The sequence below is a fragment of the Candidatus Acidiferrales bacterium genome (genome assembly GCA_035934015.1).
In the GTDB taxonomy this organism is placed as follows: Bacteria; Acidobacteriota; Terriglobia; order Acidiferrales; family UBA7541; genus DAHUXN01.
The window spans coordinates 58,311-75,040 of record DASYYH010000026.1; the positions used below are offsets into that span (position 1 = coordinate 58,311).

Annotated in this window: 12 protein-coding genes and 1 other RNA gene; 3 read left to right on the forward strand and 10 right to left on the reverse strand. The window is 55.6% G+C overall.

The features are described from left to right. Positions 1 to 32 precede the first annotated feature (32 nt). The 6 genes from VGR81_12575 to VGR81_12600 all read right to left on the reverse strand — a co-directional run bounded on the left by VGR81_12575 (position 33) and on the right by VGR81_12600 (position 9,077). Complete coding sequence (locus VGR81_12575; protein ID HEV2289776.1) at positions 33 to 1,904, reverse strand: ABC transporter ATP-binding protein; 1,872 nt, start codon at positions 1,902 to 1,904, stop codon at positions 33 to 35. After that, positions 1,901 to 3,841 (reverse strand): ABC transporter ATP-binding protein, encoded by a 1,941-nt coding sequence (locus VGR81_12580; GenBank protein ID HEV2289777.1) that lies wholly within the window; start codon positions 3,839 to 3,841, stop codon positions 1,901 to 1,903. Before VGR81_12580 ends, VGR81_12575 begins: the two co-directional genes overlap by 4 nt. Before the next feature lie 31 nt (positions 3,842 to 3,872). After that, positions 3,873 to 4,463 (reverse strand): hypothetical protein, encoded by a 591-nt coding sequence (locus tag VGR81_12585; GenBank protein ID HEV2289778.1) that lies wholly within the window; start codon positions 4,461 to 4,463, stop codon positions 3,873 to 3,875. 579 nt (positions 4,464 to 5,042) lie between these two features. Next, a complete protein-coding gene (locus VGR81_12590) occupies positions 5,043 to 5,513 on the reverse strand; it encodes a hypothetical protein (protein ID HEV2289779.1) in 471 nt (156 codons plus the stop codon). A gap of 287 nt (positions 5,514 to 5,800) precedes the next feature. Next, a complete protein-coding gene (locus VGR81_12595; GenBank protein ID HEV2289780.1) occupies positions 5,801 to 7,963 on the reverse strand; it encodes a hypothetical protein in 2,163 nt (720 codons plus the stop codon). Between the two features lie 805 nt (positions 7,964 to 8,768). Beyond that, positions 8,769 to 9,077, reverse strand: a complete 309-nt coding sequence (locus tag VGR81_12600) for a DUF962 domain-containing protein (protein HEV2289781.1) — start codon at positions 9,075 to 9,077, stop codon at positions 8,769 to 8,771. A 161-nt stretch (positions 9,078 to 9,238) separates the two neighbouring features. Here VGR81_12600 and VGR81_12605 point away from each other — a divergent pair, with 161 nt between their 5' ends. Both VGR81_12605 and VGR81_12610 read left to right on the forward strand, forming a co-directional pair. Further along, positions 9,239 to 10,489 carry an amidohydrolase family protein gene (locus VGR81_12605; protein ID HEV2289782.1) on the forward strand — a complete coding sequence of 417 codons (1,251 nt, stop codon included), beginning with the start codon at positions 9,239 to 9,241 and terminating at the stop codon, positions 10,487 to 10,489. Positions 10,490 to 10,528: 39 nt separating this feature from the next. Continuing rightward, complete coding sequence (locus VGR81_12610) at positions 10,529 to 12,796, forward strand: transferrin receptor-like dimerization domain-containing protein (protein HEV2289783.1); 2,268 nt, start codon at positions 10,529 to 10,531, stop codon at positions 12,794 to 12,796. A gap of 48 nt (positions 12,797 to 12,844) precedes the next feature. Here VGR81_12610 and recR read toward each other — a convergent pair whose 3' ends face one another. The 4 genes from recR to ffs form a co-directional block, all read right to left on the reverse strand. Further along, entirely contained in the window at positions 12,845 to 13,444 is a 600-nt protein-coding gene (recR, locus tag VGR81_12615) for a recombination mediator RecR (protein ID HEV2289784.1), read from the reverse strand. Between the two features lie 91 nt (positions 13,445 to 13,535). Next, entirely contained in the window at positions 13,536 to 13,862 is a 327-nt protein-coding gene (locus VGR81_12620) for a YbaB/EbfC family nucleoid-associated protein (protein ID HEV2289785.1), read from the reverse strand. Position 13,863: 1 nt separating this feature from the next. Beyond that, positions 13,864 to 15,564: a DNA polymerase III subunit gamma/tau gene (gene dnaX, locus VGR81_12625; GenBank protein ID HEV2289786.1), complete on the reverse strand. Its 1,701-nt coding sequence runs from the start codon at positions 15,562 to 15,564 to the stop codon at positions 13,864 to 13,866. 29 nt (positions 15,565 to 15,593) lie between these two features. Then, an RNA gene (gene ffs / locus VGR81_12630) (signal recognition particle sRNA small type) lies at positions 15,594 to 15,692 on the reverse strand. Positions 15,693 to 15,967: 275 nt separating this feature from the next. On the opposite strand from ffs, the gene VGR81_12635 reads away from it, so the two are divergent. Further along, positions 15,968 to 16,651, forward strand: coding sequence for a hypothetical protein (locus VGR81_12635; GenBank protein HEV2289787.1), 684 nt, complete (start codon positions 15,968 to 15,970; stop codon positions 16,649 to 16,651). The last annotated feature ends 79 nt before the right edge of the window (positions 16,652 to 16,730 follow it).

Genomic DNA, 16,730 nt, shown 5'->3' on the forward strand with positions numbered 1-16,730 from the left:
AACCGCTCGCACAGGGGCTCTGCACGCAAAGTTCAGTCATTTGCGGGGAGTGGAGAACCAGCAGGTTCGCCAAATACCGGCATACGCAGTTCCTGGTCTTTATATTGGAGCTGATACAGGCGGTAATAAATTCCGCGCCGCGCAAGAAGCTCTTGGTGTGTGCCCTCTTCGCGCAAGCGGCCCTTGTGGAATACGAGGATGCGATCGGCATGCTGGATGGTACTCAGCCGGTGGGCAATGACAAGCGCGGTTCGTCCCGAGAGCAGTTGATCGAGGGCTTCACGAATCAGTAGCTCCGTTCGTGTGTCGACGCTTGACGTTGCTTCATCAAGAATGAGGAATCGCGGATTGTGCGCAAGTGCGCGTGCAAAGCTGATGAGCTGACGTTGGCCGACCGAGAGCGTGGTGCCACGTTCGGAAACCTCGGTTGCTGCTCCGTGAGGAAGAGAATCGATGAAACTGCCCAAACCAACTTCTCGCAGCGCCCAATTGACCGTCTCGCGGCTGATGGACTCTGTGCCCAGACGCACGTTTGTTTCTATCGTGCCGCTGAAAAGAAACGGATCTTGAAGCACAATGCCAAACAGCCGTCGAAGATTCTGAAGGTCAAGGTTCCGGATGTTCACGCCGTCCAGCAGAATTTCTCCGCGCTGAATATCGTAGAAACGCAACAAAAGTTGAATGACTGTCGTCTTGCCCGCTCCGGTATGGCCAACGATGGCTACACTCTGGCCCGGGGCAACGCGGAAAGAAACATCCCGCAGAACCCAGTCCTCTTCTTTCGGATTTTCGCCGCCATGGTATGCAAACCACACATTGCGGAATTCGATTTCTCCTTGGGGTGTCTCCAACGGAATAGCATTCGCCGCCGACTGGACGGTGAGCGGTTCATCAATGAGTTTGAAAATACGCTCGGAAGCGGCCATCGCCGACTGCAAAATATTGAATTTTTCGCTTAAGTCCTGAATCGGCATAAAGAACCGCTGGGAATACATATAAAATTCCGTCACGACCCCAATGCCGAGGCCACCGGCAAGGACGCGCAAGCCGCCAAACCAGAAGATCAGGGCATAGGCCGTCGAAGAAAGGAATTCAATCGCTGGATAGAAAAGAGCATAGGCCATAATGGCTTCCTTGAAAGCCATGTTATACGCGCGATTCAGCTCCGTGAACTGCTGGCGAGCTTTGCGCTCGCGATTGAAAAGCTGAATAACGGACATTCCGCCGATATGCTCTTGCAGGAAGGAGTTGATTCGAGCGATCGCCGTGCGAATCCGCCGGTTTGCATCCCGGACGCTGTTGCGGAACAGCCAGGTTACACCGAACATCAGCGGCAACACGGCAAGCGCCGCAAGCGCCAGCCTCCAATTCAATTTTAGCATCCACACAACCGCGGCGATCAGGAAGCAAGTATCATTGACCATCGCCACGACACCGGCGGCGAACAAGTCATTGAGCGCATCGACGTCCGTCGTGACGCGAGTGACCAGACGCCCCACCGGCGTGCGATCGAAGAAGCTCATCGGCAGGCGCTGCATGTGGCCAAAAATCTGCTTGCGCAGGTCATACATTGTTTGCTGGCCAACGGACTGCATGATGCGCACTTGTCCGTACTGAAACGTGAAGCTCAAAATCAACGTAGCCATGAAGGCGAGCGATATCCAAAGGATGCCATGGAACGCAACGTCCACCGATATCTTGTGGTTCATCGCCGGCGTGATATATCGGTCTATCACTTCGGCAAAGAGACGCGGGCCAACCAGTTGCAAGGGCGTCACCACGAAGGTGATCGCGATGGCGAGGAACACGCGCCACTTGTACGGATTCAGATACTGCAAGAGCCGCCGCGTCAACTGCGCGTCGTAAATGCGTCCCAGTTTCTCTTCTTCGTGGTGCGTGCTCATTCTCTGGCCAGCTCTTCCTCGAGTAATTGCTTTTGGTAAAGCTCCGCGTAGTACCCGCCGAGACCGATCAGTTTTTCATGTGTGCCCTGTTCAATGATTCGGCCGTCGCGCAGGACAACGATTTGATCCGCGTCTCGCACGGTCGAACACCGGTGCGAAATCAAGATGGTTGTGCGCTTCTTGAGCACGTCCTCCAGGCCTTGCAGGATCTTTTCTTCCGTATCCGTATCTACGCTGGAAAATGCGTCATCGAGGATCAGGATTCGCGGGCTGCGGATCAGCGCTCGTGCCAGCGTTGCGCGCTGCTTCTGACCTCCGGAGAGAGTGATTCCTCGTTCGCCAACGATTGTTTCGTAGCGGGTTGGGAAATCGGATATGTCTCCCGAGATGCTGGCAATTTGAGCGGCGTCTTCCACTTCATTCAACGTTGCGTTTTCAACTCCAAACGCGATGTTTTCGCGGATTGTCTCGCTAAACAGAAATGCATCTTGAGGAACAAAACCAATAGCTCTTCGCAGCGTGGCGAGCGGCCACTCGCGGATCGATTTGCCATCGATGAAAAGGGTATCTCGGGGAGTTTCCCACAAACGCGCGATAAGAGCTGCCAATGTCGTCTTTCCGCTGCCGGTCGGGCCGACAATCGCAATGGTTGCGCCCGCCGGGATGCGCAGGTTGATATTGTGAAGCACTGGCTCGTTTGGCTGCTCGGCTTTCGCGTTCGCCAAAGGCTTGGAACCATTTCCACCTCGTGGTGTGGGGTACACGAAAGTCAAATTTCGAAATTCGATTTCGCCATTGATCTCTTCCTGTTTTTCCCCGCGCATTTGCGCATCGTCAATGCTGGGCGCTGCATCCAGAATATAGTTGAGCCGTCTCATCGAAGCTGCACCACGCTGAAAGATATTCGTTACGAAGCCGAGGGCAATCATGGGAAATACGAGAAGACCCACGAAGGTGTAAAAAGCGGTCAGCGCCCCGAGGGAGATCCGATCTAGCACCACCATCCGGCTGCCCTGCCATAGCACGAAAAGGATCGAAAATCCAATAATCATCTGCAGCGCGGGAAAGAACATGCTCCACGCGCGAATCATCCGGATATTCTCTCCGACGTACTGACGGTTCGCCTCATCGAATGAGCGTATTTCCGAGTCTTCTTGTCCGTACGCGCGCACGACACGAATTCCCGTCAGATTTTCCTGCGCTTTTGCCGAGAGAGTTGCCAGCATCGCTTGAATTTTTGTCTGCAACTCGTGAATTATGGTTCCGAAGTAGCGAACCACGACAAAAACAAAGGGCACGGGCGTAAGCACTTCCAGGGTCAACAATGGCGATATTTTCAGCATCACCGCAATGGCGACGACCATGCCTACGATCGTATTCGCGCTATACATGACACCGGGTCCAAGCACCATGCGCACAGCGGTCAAGTCATTCGTGCAGCGAGACATCAGCTCCCCTGTGCGATTTCGCACGTAAAATTCGGGCTCCATCCGCATCAATTGCGACAATAGGTTATTGCGCAGATCGAATTCGATGTCGCGTGAGATGCCGATCAAAATCCAGCGTGAGGTATATGAAAAAACTCCCTTTACGATCACCGCGCCCACCAGCAACAAGCACAGGATGAGAACCGTGTGACCGCTGCCCGGCCTATAGAAGCGAAGAATCGGCTTCAGAGCCACATGCCAGAACGTAGTTCCTGCCATAGGTCCGGCATGAGAGATCATCGTCAGATTCGGCATCGGTTCCGAAGCGCCCCTGAGGCAGTCTGTGATGATGCCGATAATCAAAGGTGGTAACGCGCCGACAAGCCCCATCAACAATAAGGTGAAGAGTCCAAAAATAGTCGCGCCTTTGTATGGGCGAAAATATGGTACTAGCCGGACAAGCTCCCTCCACGCCTTCGGTTTCTTTTGTGCAGGCTTCACGGCACTCACGGTTTGTGCGGCTGTGCTCAATTTTGCTCGCTCATTTTTGGGGCATGTCGTCGAGTGGTTCCAGCGTAGGGACTTCCATTAGAAACTTGTCGAAATTGCGATCCAACATCTGATAACGCTTCTCTGTTGGGTTCCATTGGACGCCAAAGGTCTGGATGTAGCCACCCTCGGGCTTCTGTACAGGGGTAAAGTATAGGGTCAAACCCTTCTGCGGATCTTGCTCATATTGCAGCCGCCAGGCGGGAACGGATGCAAGAGGCTGGCCACCGAGGTAACCCTTCGGATTTTTCATATGCTCGTCACAAAGAAATTCTTCGTTCCATCCGTCGCTTGCCTTCTCGATGACCACGGCTCGCGTAATCACGGTCCCCGGAGGCATGTTTTCCGGTTTGATCTTCAGGAGACTCACGACCAATGCTTCTCGCTTGCCATTCCTCGCCAAATCTCCGTATGCAAGCACTTGCGCTTCTGGGCCGAAGAGTTTCTGCGCCGCCTGATCCACTTCTGGCGGGTACGCCGGAGCCGCCGGTTGTGCGGCCTGCCGAGACGTTGGATGCGAATCCCCGCCACAGGATGCGAGCAGCACTCCGCACAGGACAGCCACCAAGGAACCGCGTCGCATTGGCCTCCTTCAGGATTTCCTTAAAGAGACTGAAACGCCAGCGTGATTTCGACGACGCGGTGAGTCACTGCGTCGCAGGACACTTCCATTGATTGCGGCACGTCTTGCCCAGTCCAATCGAACGAGTAAAACAGTAATTCTAGCTTGCGTGTACCTCTTACGGAAGGGCCGCGTGATTCAGGGTTGCCATAGAGTTCCTCGATGCGTTGGCAAGAATCCCCAAGCTCAAGCCCGCGTCCAGTTTTTAGATTCGCAAATATTCTGCCGTTCGCTTGGCCTTGGCAGTCAGCTCCTGAGCGGGATCCAAGCGTCGAAGCCGTTACTGTCTGCACGATGCGATCATTTCCGACTTCGACACTCAGGATTTTGTCAACGCAGCCTGTTGACCAGAGAAGCCCTGTAGGACTCGCACTCGGAGTTCCCAACTCTGATATTTGCATTGCTGACGAACCTTTTGATGACCCCGGCCGCAAACCAGCCAAAGTCAACTCATTATGGCGCTTCGGCTTCACGTCCGATGAAGTCTGGACTCTCTCAGTGGCGACTGCTTCGACCGCTGCAATCAGTAGAGCCGCGATGCTAGCGAGCCGCCAAAATCTCTTCCATACGGGCTTCAAAATTTTCTTCCCCTTCGGACCACAGCCGATTGCGCTCCACGGGTATAGTCGCCTCAATACGTTGCATCCAATCGAAAAGCTTCCGAATGTTTTCGCGGGTCCGTTCTTGATATACGCGCCGGTTTTCCGCAAACGACATCACCGTGACGAAGTTTGCCTCGTCAGGGTGTGCCGCAGCAGCTCGCTGCCTTTCATCGAACCCGAGCAGACCGGCATGGCCGGTGAAAAAGTGCTCGAACCCCGCGTCAATCAGGAAATGGCCGCTCTCTCGCCAAACACCACCATCGAAATCCTCACCATTGCAGAAAATCGCCAACGGCTGTGGCTGCAACTCCCAGCGATCATGCGCCAAGTCGTAGGTCCACAGGTCCCAGGAAGCTTTGGTTTCGTAGCCGCAATCGCCGTGCACGTGCTCGCGAGCCACATCGGTCACTGCAGTTGCATCAAAATTGCCTGACCTGAGGTCGAGTTCGACAATTGGAGTCTCGCTTGTATCCACCGCTCGGATGACGAGTTCTGTAAAGCTCTGTCTCCCAGTTGAGAAGGGAACCGTCTCCAAAAATGCCTTCCACCGTTCGACGAGCGTCTCCTCTGAGAAACCTCTTATCCAAACACTCGCGTAGGCGTGGTTTGCCACGGGAGGCATTATACCGGATGTCGATTTCGCAGCCGGGGAGATTTGGCGGGCGCTCGTACGGATTACAATTCCAGGATGCGCCCTTACTTCTTTTCAGGCGGTTTTTCTTTAGTTCCCACGTCTGAAGAAATTCCCAACATTCGCGCTCGTAACGTTTCACCGAGGCCGGCGAAAACATCCGAGCATGTGTCGCGCAAACGCTCTTCGGCCGCCTTCGACAAGGTCTCAAGCACGCCTTTCGAGTGCTGGCCAAGAGTGGTCGCCGAGGCGAGCAGCCACGAATTCGACGTATTTTCAAGCCGCTCTTTGTATTGCTCGATGGACTGTTCGACGGCCACTTTCATCTGTTCCAGCCAAGCCTTCTGCTCCGCTTCGCGTTTGGCATAAAAGGCCTCGACAAGAGGTTTCAATTGTTCTTCGAGCTGCTGGCGAGCGATCTTTGCTCCCTGAACCATACGCTCTTCCACACGCGAATCGAAATCACTGAGCGCCTGATTCGCGCCTTCTTGCATCTCCGCTTGCGTTCGGTCCGATGAAGCCTTGGCCGCTTCCTCGAAGCGCGCAAGACCCGCGGTCGTGATTCGCATCATTTCATCAGTTACGCCCGCCGTTGCAATCTTGGCAGCGTCTTCGATCTGCTCGCGAGTGCGTTCCCGGACTTCCTTGGCACCTTCTTCGATCAGGCCTTGGGCGTGCTCGACGTAGCTCCGGCTGTAATGATCGAGCTCGGAAGCAAACATACGGGACAGTTCCGCGGCGCGGTCGCGCATGCCGCCGGTCGACTGTTCGAGCATTTTTTCAAGCGCCGACTGCATGCTCGTTTGCGCTTTCTTTTGATACCAGTCCGAAGCCTTGTAAAGTGCCTCAAACGTCGTATGCGTCGTTTCCGTGGTCTTGGCGTCCAGCTCTTCTTCCATTTTCGCTAATGCAGTCCGGCAAGATTGCTCGAATTCCGCAGGCAACTCTTCTGTTTGCTTGCGCATGCGTTCGAGCGAAGCCATCAGAGCTTGTTCGGAAGCATCGTGCATCCCCGCGCGAAATTGTGCCAAGGCGTCTTCCGCGCTTTGTCCGGCGTTCGCGAGCTGTTCTGCTGTTTTTCGAGCGCGATCAAGCTGCGGACCCAGTTGCTGTTCGATCTCTTCCGCCAGGCGGCGCATGGCATCGTCCGCCAAATCGTTGATGGGCTTTTCGAGCTCGCCCGCCTTCTTCTGAATTTCTTCTTCGACGCGCTGGCTCAATTTCTCCGTCTGCGACGCCAGCAGTGTGTCCATTTGGTGCCGGGCAATATCATACGAAGCCCGCGACATGGCTTCGACTTGCTGCGAGATTTCTTCTGCGTGGCGGGCGGCATCGTTCGTCTTGCTAGCCGCTCCTTCAGCGCGTTCCCGTTCCTGCTCAAGATTGGCGCACAAGCCTGCAATGTTCTTCTGAGCTTCGGAGGCAGCTTCGTTCAGAACATTCTGGAGCGACGCGCTTCGCGCGGATATTTCTTCCTCGGCCCGCGCCGTTGCCGCTTGCGAAATCTGGTTCAACTGCGCGCTCATGCGCTCAGAGGCTCCAGCCAGCGCGGCATCAAATTGCTCACGCCACTTCTTCGCGACGCCGGTGGAATCCGCGCTAACACGATCGAGCGTTTTCGCCTGCAGCTTGCCCGCGGCGTCCTCGATTTCTTTTCGCCAATTGGCGAGCCGGTCTTTCGCGGCTTCATCCAATTGTTGCAGCATTTCCTTCGCCGGAGGGATTACTGTGGCAGACGTCCCTATAGGCGCGAGCTTTCCGGAAGCTTGCTCGACAGCTTGCTGGACCGATTGTTTCACGGCCAGTTCAATCGTTTGCCGCACGCTCTGCTGGACAGTTTGCTCGGCGAGCTTCGCGGCGGATTTTTCGACGACGCGTTGCACAGCGGCGCGTACGTGCGCGTCCAATTCCTCTGGTTTTGGGATAGCGGCTTTCCGCGCCTGTTCGAATGCGGTGAGCGTGTTCTTCACCACTTGTTGGGTCGCTTGTTCGACCAACTCATGCAATGATCCGTGGACGGCTTTTTGAACCGCGCCTTGCACCGATGCTTCGGCGGCCTTGGCGGCCGATTCTTGGACAGCCTCGTTTACCGTGGCGCGCAGCTGCGATTCCACTTGTTCGCGAGCCGTACGCACTTCGTGAGCAACGGCCTCCGCTGCACCGCCTTGCATGGACTGACGGAGGTGTTGTTTGGCCTCGGCGAGGAGCCGCGCCATTTGGCGTGCCATAGACATTGATTCCTGCGCCTGAGACTGAGCTTGCTGTGCCGACGCAGGAGTTGGGAGTACGCGAACCTTGCTCTCGGCGGAAGCAATGCTAGCCGCTTCCGCGGGCGCTTCGGCCGGCGGGGCTGGCGGTTCAGTGCGGGGCTCTTTTTCTGCTATGCGAAGCGCAGAAGAATCTAGCACGGATGGAGTATCTTCCATCGTGCTTCGTACGGACTGTTCCGCCGTTGCTGAAGGCGCTGCCGACGGGGCGATGGGTATTTCCAGTGAGGGCTCTTCGTTTGGCAAAGGGAACCAGTCAGCTGGAGGGAAGGCAATGCCCCACACATTGCCCGGCGTGGGGAATTCAACTCCGATCTGAAAGAGTTCTCGTACCGTGCGTGGCCTCTGCACCCATGCAACCCGTCCATCAACAATGCGCGGCGGCGCGTCCGAATCCGCCCGCGGAATTTCAATTGTGATCTGGGAGGTCTTTGGAACATAGTGCTTGGACTGGTATTTGCAGCCGTGGCAGTTAATCGATACCGTGGAAGTCCGCTCTTTGAATGCCTGACCGAGCGCATCTACACCAATAACGGTGATCGGCACAGTCTGCGCAATTCGCGTGCTGCGTCGCTTCTGGACTCCAGGGTCGTTTGATGGTTTCGACTCGGTCACACTACAAACCGCCCCCCTCAGAGGCAATTTACAAATATTACCAGCAGGGAGGGCAGAGCTATCCATATTGGACAAGGGGGTGGCGCGAAAGAGGTATCATTCAAAAGCGCGCAGCGGACTTTAGATGACCTCAAAGGCCAGACAGGACAAATTATCGGGGCGCAGTTGGGTCCTTGCTACCTAAAACGGCGTCCTTCAGCTCCTTGGCTATCCAAACCGGGCCAACCATAAAGTAGATTAGTCCTTGGAAGAACGCTGGCTTGTTTCCTTCGATGCGATGACCACCAAATAGGAAAATCCACCCAAGGACAAAAAGTCCCAGTCCGAAACGCCATCGCATCATCAGGAGCAAAACGAGTCCCGCAATCACCATCGGGATACCGATCCCATGGAAGATCTTATTCCATCGATTTGTATGCTCGCGATCGTATCGCGCCATGTATTCGGAAAGATCCGGCATCTAACGCCTCGACAAAGCAGTCTCGCTCTTATACCCCAGTGGCGATGCGACGGGCAAGAAGCTGTTTTCTTACTGCAACGCACTGCCGTTGCAGCGCGTCTTCTTCGTTGACATTGACCTTTTCCCCGTGCTACACGCGAGTCATCTGGAGTGTGATCGTAATGACCAAAAGTTCGATGCGTGTCGCTGTCTTGTTGCTCGTGTTCTCCTGCTGTGCTTATGCGCAGGAAAAGCCAATCGTTATCGCCGCAAGCACGGTGCTTGACGGCCGCGGTAAAGTGTTGCACGACACTCGCATAGTCGTCGAGAATGGCAAAATCATCGGCATCGATCCGAATGCCGGACCCGTCACCTATGACCTTCGCGGGTTGACGATTCTACCCGGGCTGATTGATTGCCACGTCCACATCACGTACCACTTCGGCCCCAATGGGCGCGCTGAGGACAAGAACGAAACACCGGAACAGGCCGCGCTTGCATATGAATCAAATGCGTGGCTGACCCTGATGGGTGGGTTCACGACGGTCCAAAGCGTCGGTGCGCCAGAAGACAAATCTTTGCGCGACATGATCAATCGCGGTGAGATTCCGGGCCCGCGGATTCTTACGGCTCTGCATCCTTTGTTTGGGCGAGGTCCCGCGACTGGCACTCCGGACCAAATTCGCGCCTTCGTCGACAAGGTCGCCGGCGACGGCGCAGACCTGATTAAGATTTTCGCTTCGCAGAGTATTCGTGACGGCGGCGGACCAACGCTTTCTCAGGAACAACTCGACGCCGCGTGCAGTGAAGCGAAAAAACGCGGCCTCAGAACTCTCGTGCATGCTTACCGGGATTCCGTGCGCATGGCCACGCTCGCAGGTTGCACGGAGGTCGAGCACGGGACATTTGCGACAAATGATGACCTAAAATTGATGGCTGACCATGGTACTTACTTTGATCCGCAAGTCGGTCTCGTCATCCAAAATTATCTCGATAACGAGCAACGATACCTCGGCATTGGCAATTACACTGAATCCGGATTCGAGCAAATGAAACAGGCGCTGCCGCTCGACGCCGACCTTTATCATCGTGCGCTAAGAACTCCTGAATTGAAAATCGTGTTTGGAACTGATGCTGTTGCCGGCGCGCACGGTCGAAACGCCGAAGAGCTTGTCGATCGGGTGCGCGATGGTGGCCAGGATTCTATGTCTGCGCTTGTTTCCGCGAATTCCCTTGCGGCGGAATCGCTCAATTTACAAAATGAAATTGGCTCCATTGCGCCCGGTCTTGAGGCCGACGTTATTGCTGTCGATGGGAATCCGATTGAGGACATTACCGCAGTCCGTCGAGTCGTATTTGTCATGAAGAGTGGAGTCGTATACAAGAACGTTACCTCGACCCATATCCCGAAATATGGCGGTGTGACGCCCTAGAATTCTTCAAATTGATTGTCGTTAATCTCAGGAGGTCCAATGCGTCGTTTTGCTTTATTGATGGGTTTGATTCTCTGCCTGCCTCCGGTCACTGTCGGCCAGCAGGAAGAGCAGGCGGGTCTTGCCGGCTATTTCGGCAATTCTTCAGCAGATGAACAGAACTGGGAGCAGAAATTTCAAGCGATACCCTCGCCGAACAATATGAAGGAGTATATGCAGCTGCTTGCGGCGCGACCGCACCACGTGGGTTCGCCATACGACGCGCAGAACAGCCAATGGATTCTCGCTCAGTACAAGAAATGGGGCTGGGATGCGCACATCGAAACCTTCTATGTTCTTTTTCCGACTCCGAAAGAGCGCGAGCTCGAACTTGTCTCGCCGACGCATTACATCGCGAAGCTTGAAGAACCGACCGTCCCGGGAGATCCAACTTCTTCGCAGCACAATGAGCAATTGCCCACCTACAACGCATATTCCGCCGACGGCGATGTCACAGCGCCGCTTGTCTACGTGAATTACGGCGTGCCGGAAGACTATGAACAACTTGCGCGGATGGGTATTTCCGTGAAGGGCAAGATCGTTATCACGCGCTATGGCCATTCGTGGCGTGGAATCAAGCCGAAGCTCGCCGCGGAACATGGCGCGATTGGCTGCCTGATTTACTCCGATCCGCGAGACGATGGCTATGCTCAAGGCGACGTCTATCCGAAAGGCCCATGGCGCCCAAAGTATGGCGTTCAGCGGGGCAGCGTCATGAAGATGGAACTTTATCCAGGCGATCCTTTGACGCCGGGAATCGGCGCGACAAGGGATGCCAAGAGGCTCGCAATCAAGGATGCGAAGACAATCGAGAGCATTCCTGTCCAGCCAATTTCCTATGGCGATGCCCAACCTTTGCTTGAGGCGCTCGGTGGCCCTGTTGCTCCGGCCGCTTGGCGCGGCGCTTTGCCAATCACGTACCACGTCGGCCCGGGTCCTGCGAAAGTCCACCTGAAGCTTGCTTTCAACTGGGACATCAAGCCGATCCACGACGTGATCGCGAAACTTCCGGGCTCTCAATTCGCTGACGAGTGGGTGATTCGCGGCAACCACTACGACGGCTGGGTCAACGGCGCGGAAGATCCAATCGCGGGCCAGGTTGCGGAGCTCGAGGAAGCGCGCGCGATGGGAGAACTATACAAACAGGGGTGGCGTCCGAAGCGTACGATTATTTACTGCGCTTGGGATGGCGAGGAACCAGCCTTGCTGGGTTCGACGGAATGGGTTGAAGAGCATATCGGTGAATTGACTGCTCACGCTGTCGCGTACATCAATTCCGACACGAATGGCCGCGGCTATCTGCAAGCCGAAGGCTCACACTCGCTCGAGGCGCTCGTCAACAACATCGCGGACGAAATCCGGGACCCGGAAAAAGATATGTCCGTAGGCAAACGCTTGCGTCTCGCGGAGATTTTGCGTGCTCAAGATGCAAAGGACCGCCAGCGCCTCGAATCGAATGGGGACCTCATTCTTGGTGATTTGGGCTCTGGCTCGGATTACTCGCCGTTTATCGATCATGCCGGCATCTCCTCGATCAATTATGGTTTCGGAGGCGAAGACGGTGGCGGGATTTATCACTCGATTTACGATGATTACTACTGGTATTCGCATTTCGGCGATCCGACCGAGGAGTATGGACGCACGTTGGCGCAAATGGTGGGCACAACCGTGATGCGTCTGGCGGATGCGGAAGTAGTCCCGGTCAATTTCGACGGGCTTTCGGCTGCTCTCGATCGCTTCGAATCGGAGATCAAGAAACTTGCCAAGACAGAAGCCGACCAGATCAGCGAGTTGAACAGGGAAATTGAGGAAGGCGTTTTTACTGCGACGGCTGACCCGACGAAGACCTCTGTTCCGCCATCGCCGGAGCAGCCCGAGCCTACGCTCGATTTTTCTCCGATGGATACCGCGATCGCCAATGTGCGCAGCAGCTCGCAACGTTACAAAGCCGCATTCCAGAAAGCACAACAGAGCGGGAGCGTGGCGAGCGCTCAGCTCGCTTCCATCAATCAGGCGCTCATTCAAACGGAACGCAGTTTGCTGAGCGCGAATGGTCTCCCCGGCCGGCCGTGGTACAAGCATGAACTTTATGCTCCCGGAATCTTCACAGGTTATGGCGTGAAGACGATTCCTGCTGTCCGCGAAGCGATCGAGCAGAAGAATTGGTCGCAAGCAACGGAAGAAATTGACATCGTTGCAGGAGTTCTGCAAAAAGAAGCCGATTCTATCAACGCCGCAGCATCAGCGTTGGAATCAGCGGACCAGTAGTCTCGTTGGGAAAAAGAATGGGGGATTCAATGGAGAGCCGCCAGCCGGTTAAAGCTCGCGGCGGCCCTCCATTGCCTTGACCATCGTCACTTCGTCGGCGTATTCCAAATCCGAGCCGACCGGGATGCCCATGGCAATGCGCGTTACGCGGACGCCCAGAGGCTTGATTAACTTCGAGAGATAAACGGCAGTTGCTTCCCCTTCAGCGGTGGGGTTTGTCGCAATAATGATCTCCTCGACGGTCCCGCCTTTTAGCCGTTCGATCAAACTCTTGATCTTTAATTGTTCCGGCCCTCGGCCTTGCAGAGGCGAAAGTGCGCCGCCGAGCACATGATACATGCCGTTGTACTCCCGCGTTTTTTCGATGGCGGCAATATTCGGCGCATCCTCCACCACGCAAATTGTCTTCTTGTTTCGCGTGGCGCTGGTGCAGAAATGGCAAGGATCCGTGTCCGTGATGTTGTTGCACACGGAGCATTCGCGGATTTTTTCTTTCGCCTCGCGAATCGCATCGGAGAGTGCCAGCGCCTGCTCGCGATCCGCACGCAGCAGATGGAATGCCAGCCGTTGCGCCGTCTTCTGGCCGATTCCCGGAAGATGCTTTAGTTCGTCAATAAGGCGTGTGATCGATGGAGCGTAGTCTGGCATCAGCAGTGCGTCTCAGGTGGAAATTTTGGCGATGAAAAAGCTGTGCGAGAAAGGGCCCTTGAAAATCCAAATGCGCGCAATTTCTCGCGCTTCAGAAAAGTCCCGGTATGCGTAAACCGCCGAGTCCGGAAAGATTTCCAGTCATATCTTTCATTTGCTTCGTCAATTCTTCGTCCACGCGGCGCGATGCTTCATTCACCGCAGCGAGGAGCAAATCCTGCAGCATTTCCTGATCTTTACTGGCAAAAACGCCCGGCTCGATTTTGACTTCCGTGAGCTGCTTCTGCCCGTTCATTTTCACGGACACCATTCCGCCGCCGGCTGTGGCTTCGATGTTGATCTGCCCGCGCCGCTGCTCCAGGCTTTCCTGCATCTGCCACAACTGAGTCATCATTTGCTGCAGCGCTTTGACTTCCATTTCAGTCCTCGCTTCGCCGCTTCACTTCTGAAATTTTTCCCCCGAAGCGCTCCAGCATCGCCCGAACGATGGGATCTTGCTCAAACCGCGCCCGCAATTCCGATGCTCGCGGCGCAACGCTTCGGCCAGAATCGAGTTTAACACAAACTCGGAGCGGTTGGCCCATCACGGTGCTCAACACGGCACGCAATTTCTCCATGGCGTCTCGCGCCTGCAGCATTTCGGCAAGAGCATGGCTCTCTGGCGGGAAATACAAATTCATCTCGCCGCCAGCAAGTTCCCAGCGGTTCGCGTGTTCAACCATCGACCACAAGAATTTCTGCTGGTTTTGCAGCGTCGACTGGATTGCCTCAAGCTGCGCTGCGGCGAGGCCGCTGCATTGCCTCTCTGCCGCCTTGGCAACGACTCGTGGCGCCGAAGCAGGCAGAGGCGCAGACTTTTCGGCAGCGGGCGCGGTCGCAACCGCATTCGGCACAGTCTCTGTGGTTCCCGTGGTCATGACGGCGGCATTCGCTTTGGTGTTACTCACAATCGATTGGCGCGGTTCTCCGGACGTGGGCCGAGCCGAAACTTCGCGGCGCAAATCGCCGATCACTTCTTCCAGCGAACCCAGCCGCGCCGAATTCACCAGGCGCAGAAGTCCCAGTTCGAGATGCAGGCGCGCGTCTGGCTTGCGGCGCAGATCTTCATCCGTTGCAACTAAAATTCGAAAAAAGCGCGTCAAGTCTTCTTCGCAGAATTGCTCCGACTGTTTTGCCAGCCCGGGGCGTTCATCGCTCGGCGCGGCAATTAAAGGCGAATCGGAGCCCGACACTTTTGCGACAAGAAGATTCCGCATGTGCCGGATGGCTTCTCGGCAGAAATGCTGCAGATTGTGTCCTTCCGCATGGAGCCGCTGCACCAACGACAGAGCCTTTTCGGCGGAGCGATCAGCGATCGCTGCAATCAAATCATCGAGTATTTCTTCGGCAACAACTCCAAGCAACTCGCGCACCTGTGCGTCTCTAATCTTTTCGCCAGAATAGGCAATCGCCTGTTCCAGAAGCGAGAGCCCATCGCGCAGGCTTCCTTCCGCGGCGCGTGCGAGCACAGCAATCGCTCCCGGCTCGATTTCCAGTTTTTCTTCCTTGGCAATATGCTCCAGTGCTTCGGCGATTTCTTGGAAAGTGAGCGAGCGGAACTGAAAGAGCTGCGCTCGCGACTTGATTGTGTCGACCAAATCTTCCGGCCGCGTCGTCGCCAGGATAAAAACAACTTTCTCCGGCGGTTCTTCCAGTGTTTTCAGCAAGGCATTCGAGGCTTCATCGGTAAGCTGGTGCGCTTCGTCAAGAATAATCACCTTATAGCGTCCCGCAGCGGGCGCGTAGCGCACCATCTCTCGCAGCTCGCGAATCTGATCAATGCCGCGATTGGATGCCGCATCAATTTCCAGTACGTCGAGCGAACCGGATGTCGCGATTTCCCGGCATGCATCGCACTGGGTGCACGGCGTGGCTGTCGGCCCTTTCACGCAATTCAAACACTTTGCCAGAATGCGCGCCGTGGTCGTCTTTCCAACGCCGCGTGTCCCGCAAAAAATGTATGCATGCGCGAGGCGCTTCTGCGTGATCGCATTTTCCAGCGTTTGCGTGACGTGGCGCTGCCCGACAACTTCACGAAACGTTTGCGGCCGCCACTTGCGCGCGATGACTTGATAGGCCATGTCTATTTTCGTTCGTCCGTGCGTTGAAGGAACTTCGGGTGATCTGCGGCGCACGAAACTGGCCCGCTACCGTTGCTCCCTTCCGGGCCTGGCGGGGTTTGCGGGGAATCGTCGCACAGAGCCCGAAGTTCCACCGATAGGCGACCGATTTTCTCGTTGCGCTCGTCGCGCGACAATTTTCGTTCGCTGTGGCGAGTTTAGCACACCGCTTTGGGCTACGAAAGCTTCGCACATCATACGAGTTGTTTTTTGGAACGCGCTCGCGGAATTTCCTGAAGCTGGCATCTCGGTTCCTAGTATCTTCTTCTCGGGTGAATTCCTCCTCGCCCTGCCGCGGCGCCAGCGGGCACCCCCACGAAACGGGACAGCTCAGGGCATAGAAGCCTCGAGCATGGAGGAAAGAATGAAGCGGTTGCTTTCGCTCGTCTCAGTTCTGTCTCTGGCGCTTCTCCTGGCGCCGAAAGCAGTTCACGCACAGACCACAGAGCTCATGCAGGGTACGCAAGTCAAGCTGACCCTGCTCAATGGGTTGAGCAGCAGCGTCGCCCGCAATGGTGATCCGTTCATAGCCGTTGTTGCTGAGCCTGTTTATCTCGGAAACCAGTTGATTCTCCCAGCCGGTGCTAAAGTCCATGGGACAGTCACCGATGTCGAGGGGCCAAAGCGATTTGCCTTGATTCGAGGAGGCGCTTCCATAAGCCTTACATTTAGCTCGATTGAGGTTGACAGTCGCATCCTGCCCGCGCGCATGAGCCTTCTCGGGATTTACAAGGATTCGAGCCAAGGCAACAAAGTGCGCAAGGACCTAAAAGAAGTGGAGGGTGTGGCCGTCGAAGAAAAACGAGACATCAAGGGTTATGTTCTCGATGCTGCAATCGGTACGGGAGGTGGTTCGCTCGTTGGCGTGGTCTTCAGCCATGTCGTGCGCGGATTCGGGATAGGCATGATTGGCAGCGCTGCGTACATTGCCATGAAGCGCGGCAAAGATGTTGAGCTCCCCGCACAAACCGGCATGCTCGTGCGTTTAGACAATACCGTCTGGGTGCCGATGATACAAACGGCCGCTTACAACGAGGGAATGAAGTAAGCCGTTCTTAGCAGAAGTGTGCGAGAGCAGCGAGCTGCCGGGATATCGCAGGCGAATTCGCGTCCGGTCAGCGATGAGG

What these genes read in the sequence shown, in the direction of transcription:
- VGR81_12635 (HEV2289787.1), top strand. Translation starts at nt 15,968, where the DNA reads ATGAAGCGGTTGCTTTCGCTCGTCTCAGTTCTGTCTCTGGCGCTTCTC.
- VGR81_12585 (HEV2289778.1), bottom strand. Translation starts at nt 4,463, where the DNA reads ATGCGACGCGGTTCCTTGGTGGCTGTCCTGTGCGGAGTGCTGCTCGCA.
- recR (HEV2289784.1), bottom strand. Translation starts at nt 13,444, where the DNA reads ATGCCAGACTACGCTCCATCGATCACACGCCTTATTGACGAACTAAAG.
- dnaX (HEV2289786.1), bottom strand. Translation starts at nt 15,564, where the DNA reads ATGGCCTATCAAGTCATCGCGCGCAAGTGGCGGCCGCAAACGTTTCGT.
- VGR81_12605 (HEV2289782.1), top strand. Translation starts at nt 9,239, where the DNA reads ATGACCAAAAGTTCGATGCGTGTCGCTGTCTTGTTGCTCGTGTTCTCC.
- VGR81_12600 (HEV2289781.1), bottom strand. Translation starts at nt 9,077, where the DNA reads ATGCCGGATCTTTCCGAATACATGGCGCGATACGATCGCGAGCATACA.
- VGR81_12595 (HEV2289780.1), bottom strand. Translation starts at nt 7,963, where the DNA reads ATGGCACGCCAAATGGCGCGGCTCCTCGCCGAGGCCAAACAACACCTC.
- VGR81_12620 (HEV2289785.1), bottom strand. Translation starts at nt 13,862, where the DNA reads ATGGAAGTCAAAGCGCTGCAGCAAATGATGACTCAGTTGTGGCAGATG.
- VGR81_12610 (HEV2289783.1), top strand. Translation starts at nt 10,529, where the DNA reads ATGCGTCGTTTTGCTTTATTGATGGGTTTGATTCTCTGCCTGCCTCCG.
- VGR81_12575 (HEV2289776.1), bottom strand. Translation starts at nt 1,904, where the DNA reads ATGAGCACGCACCACGAAGAAGAGAAACTGGGACGCATTTACGACGCG.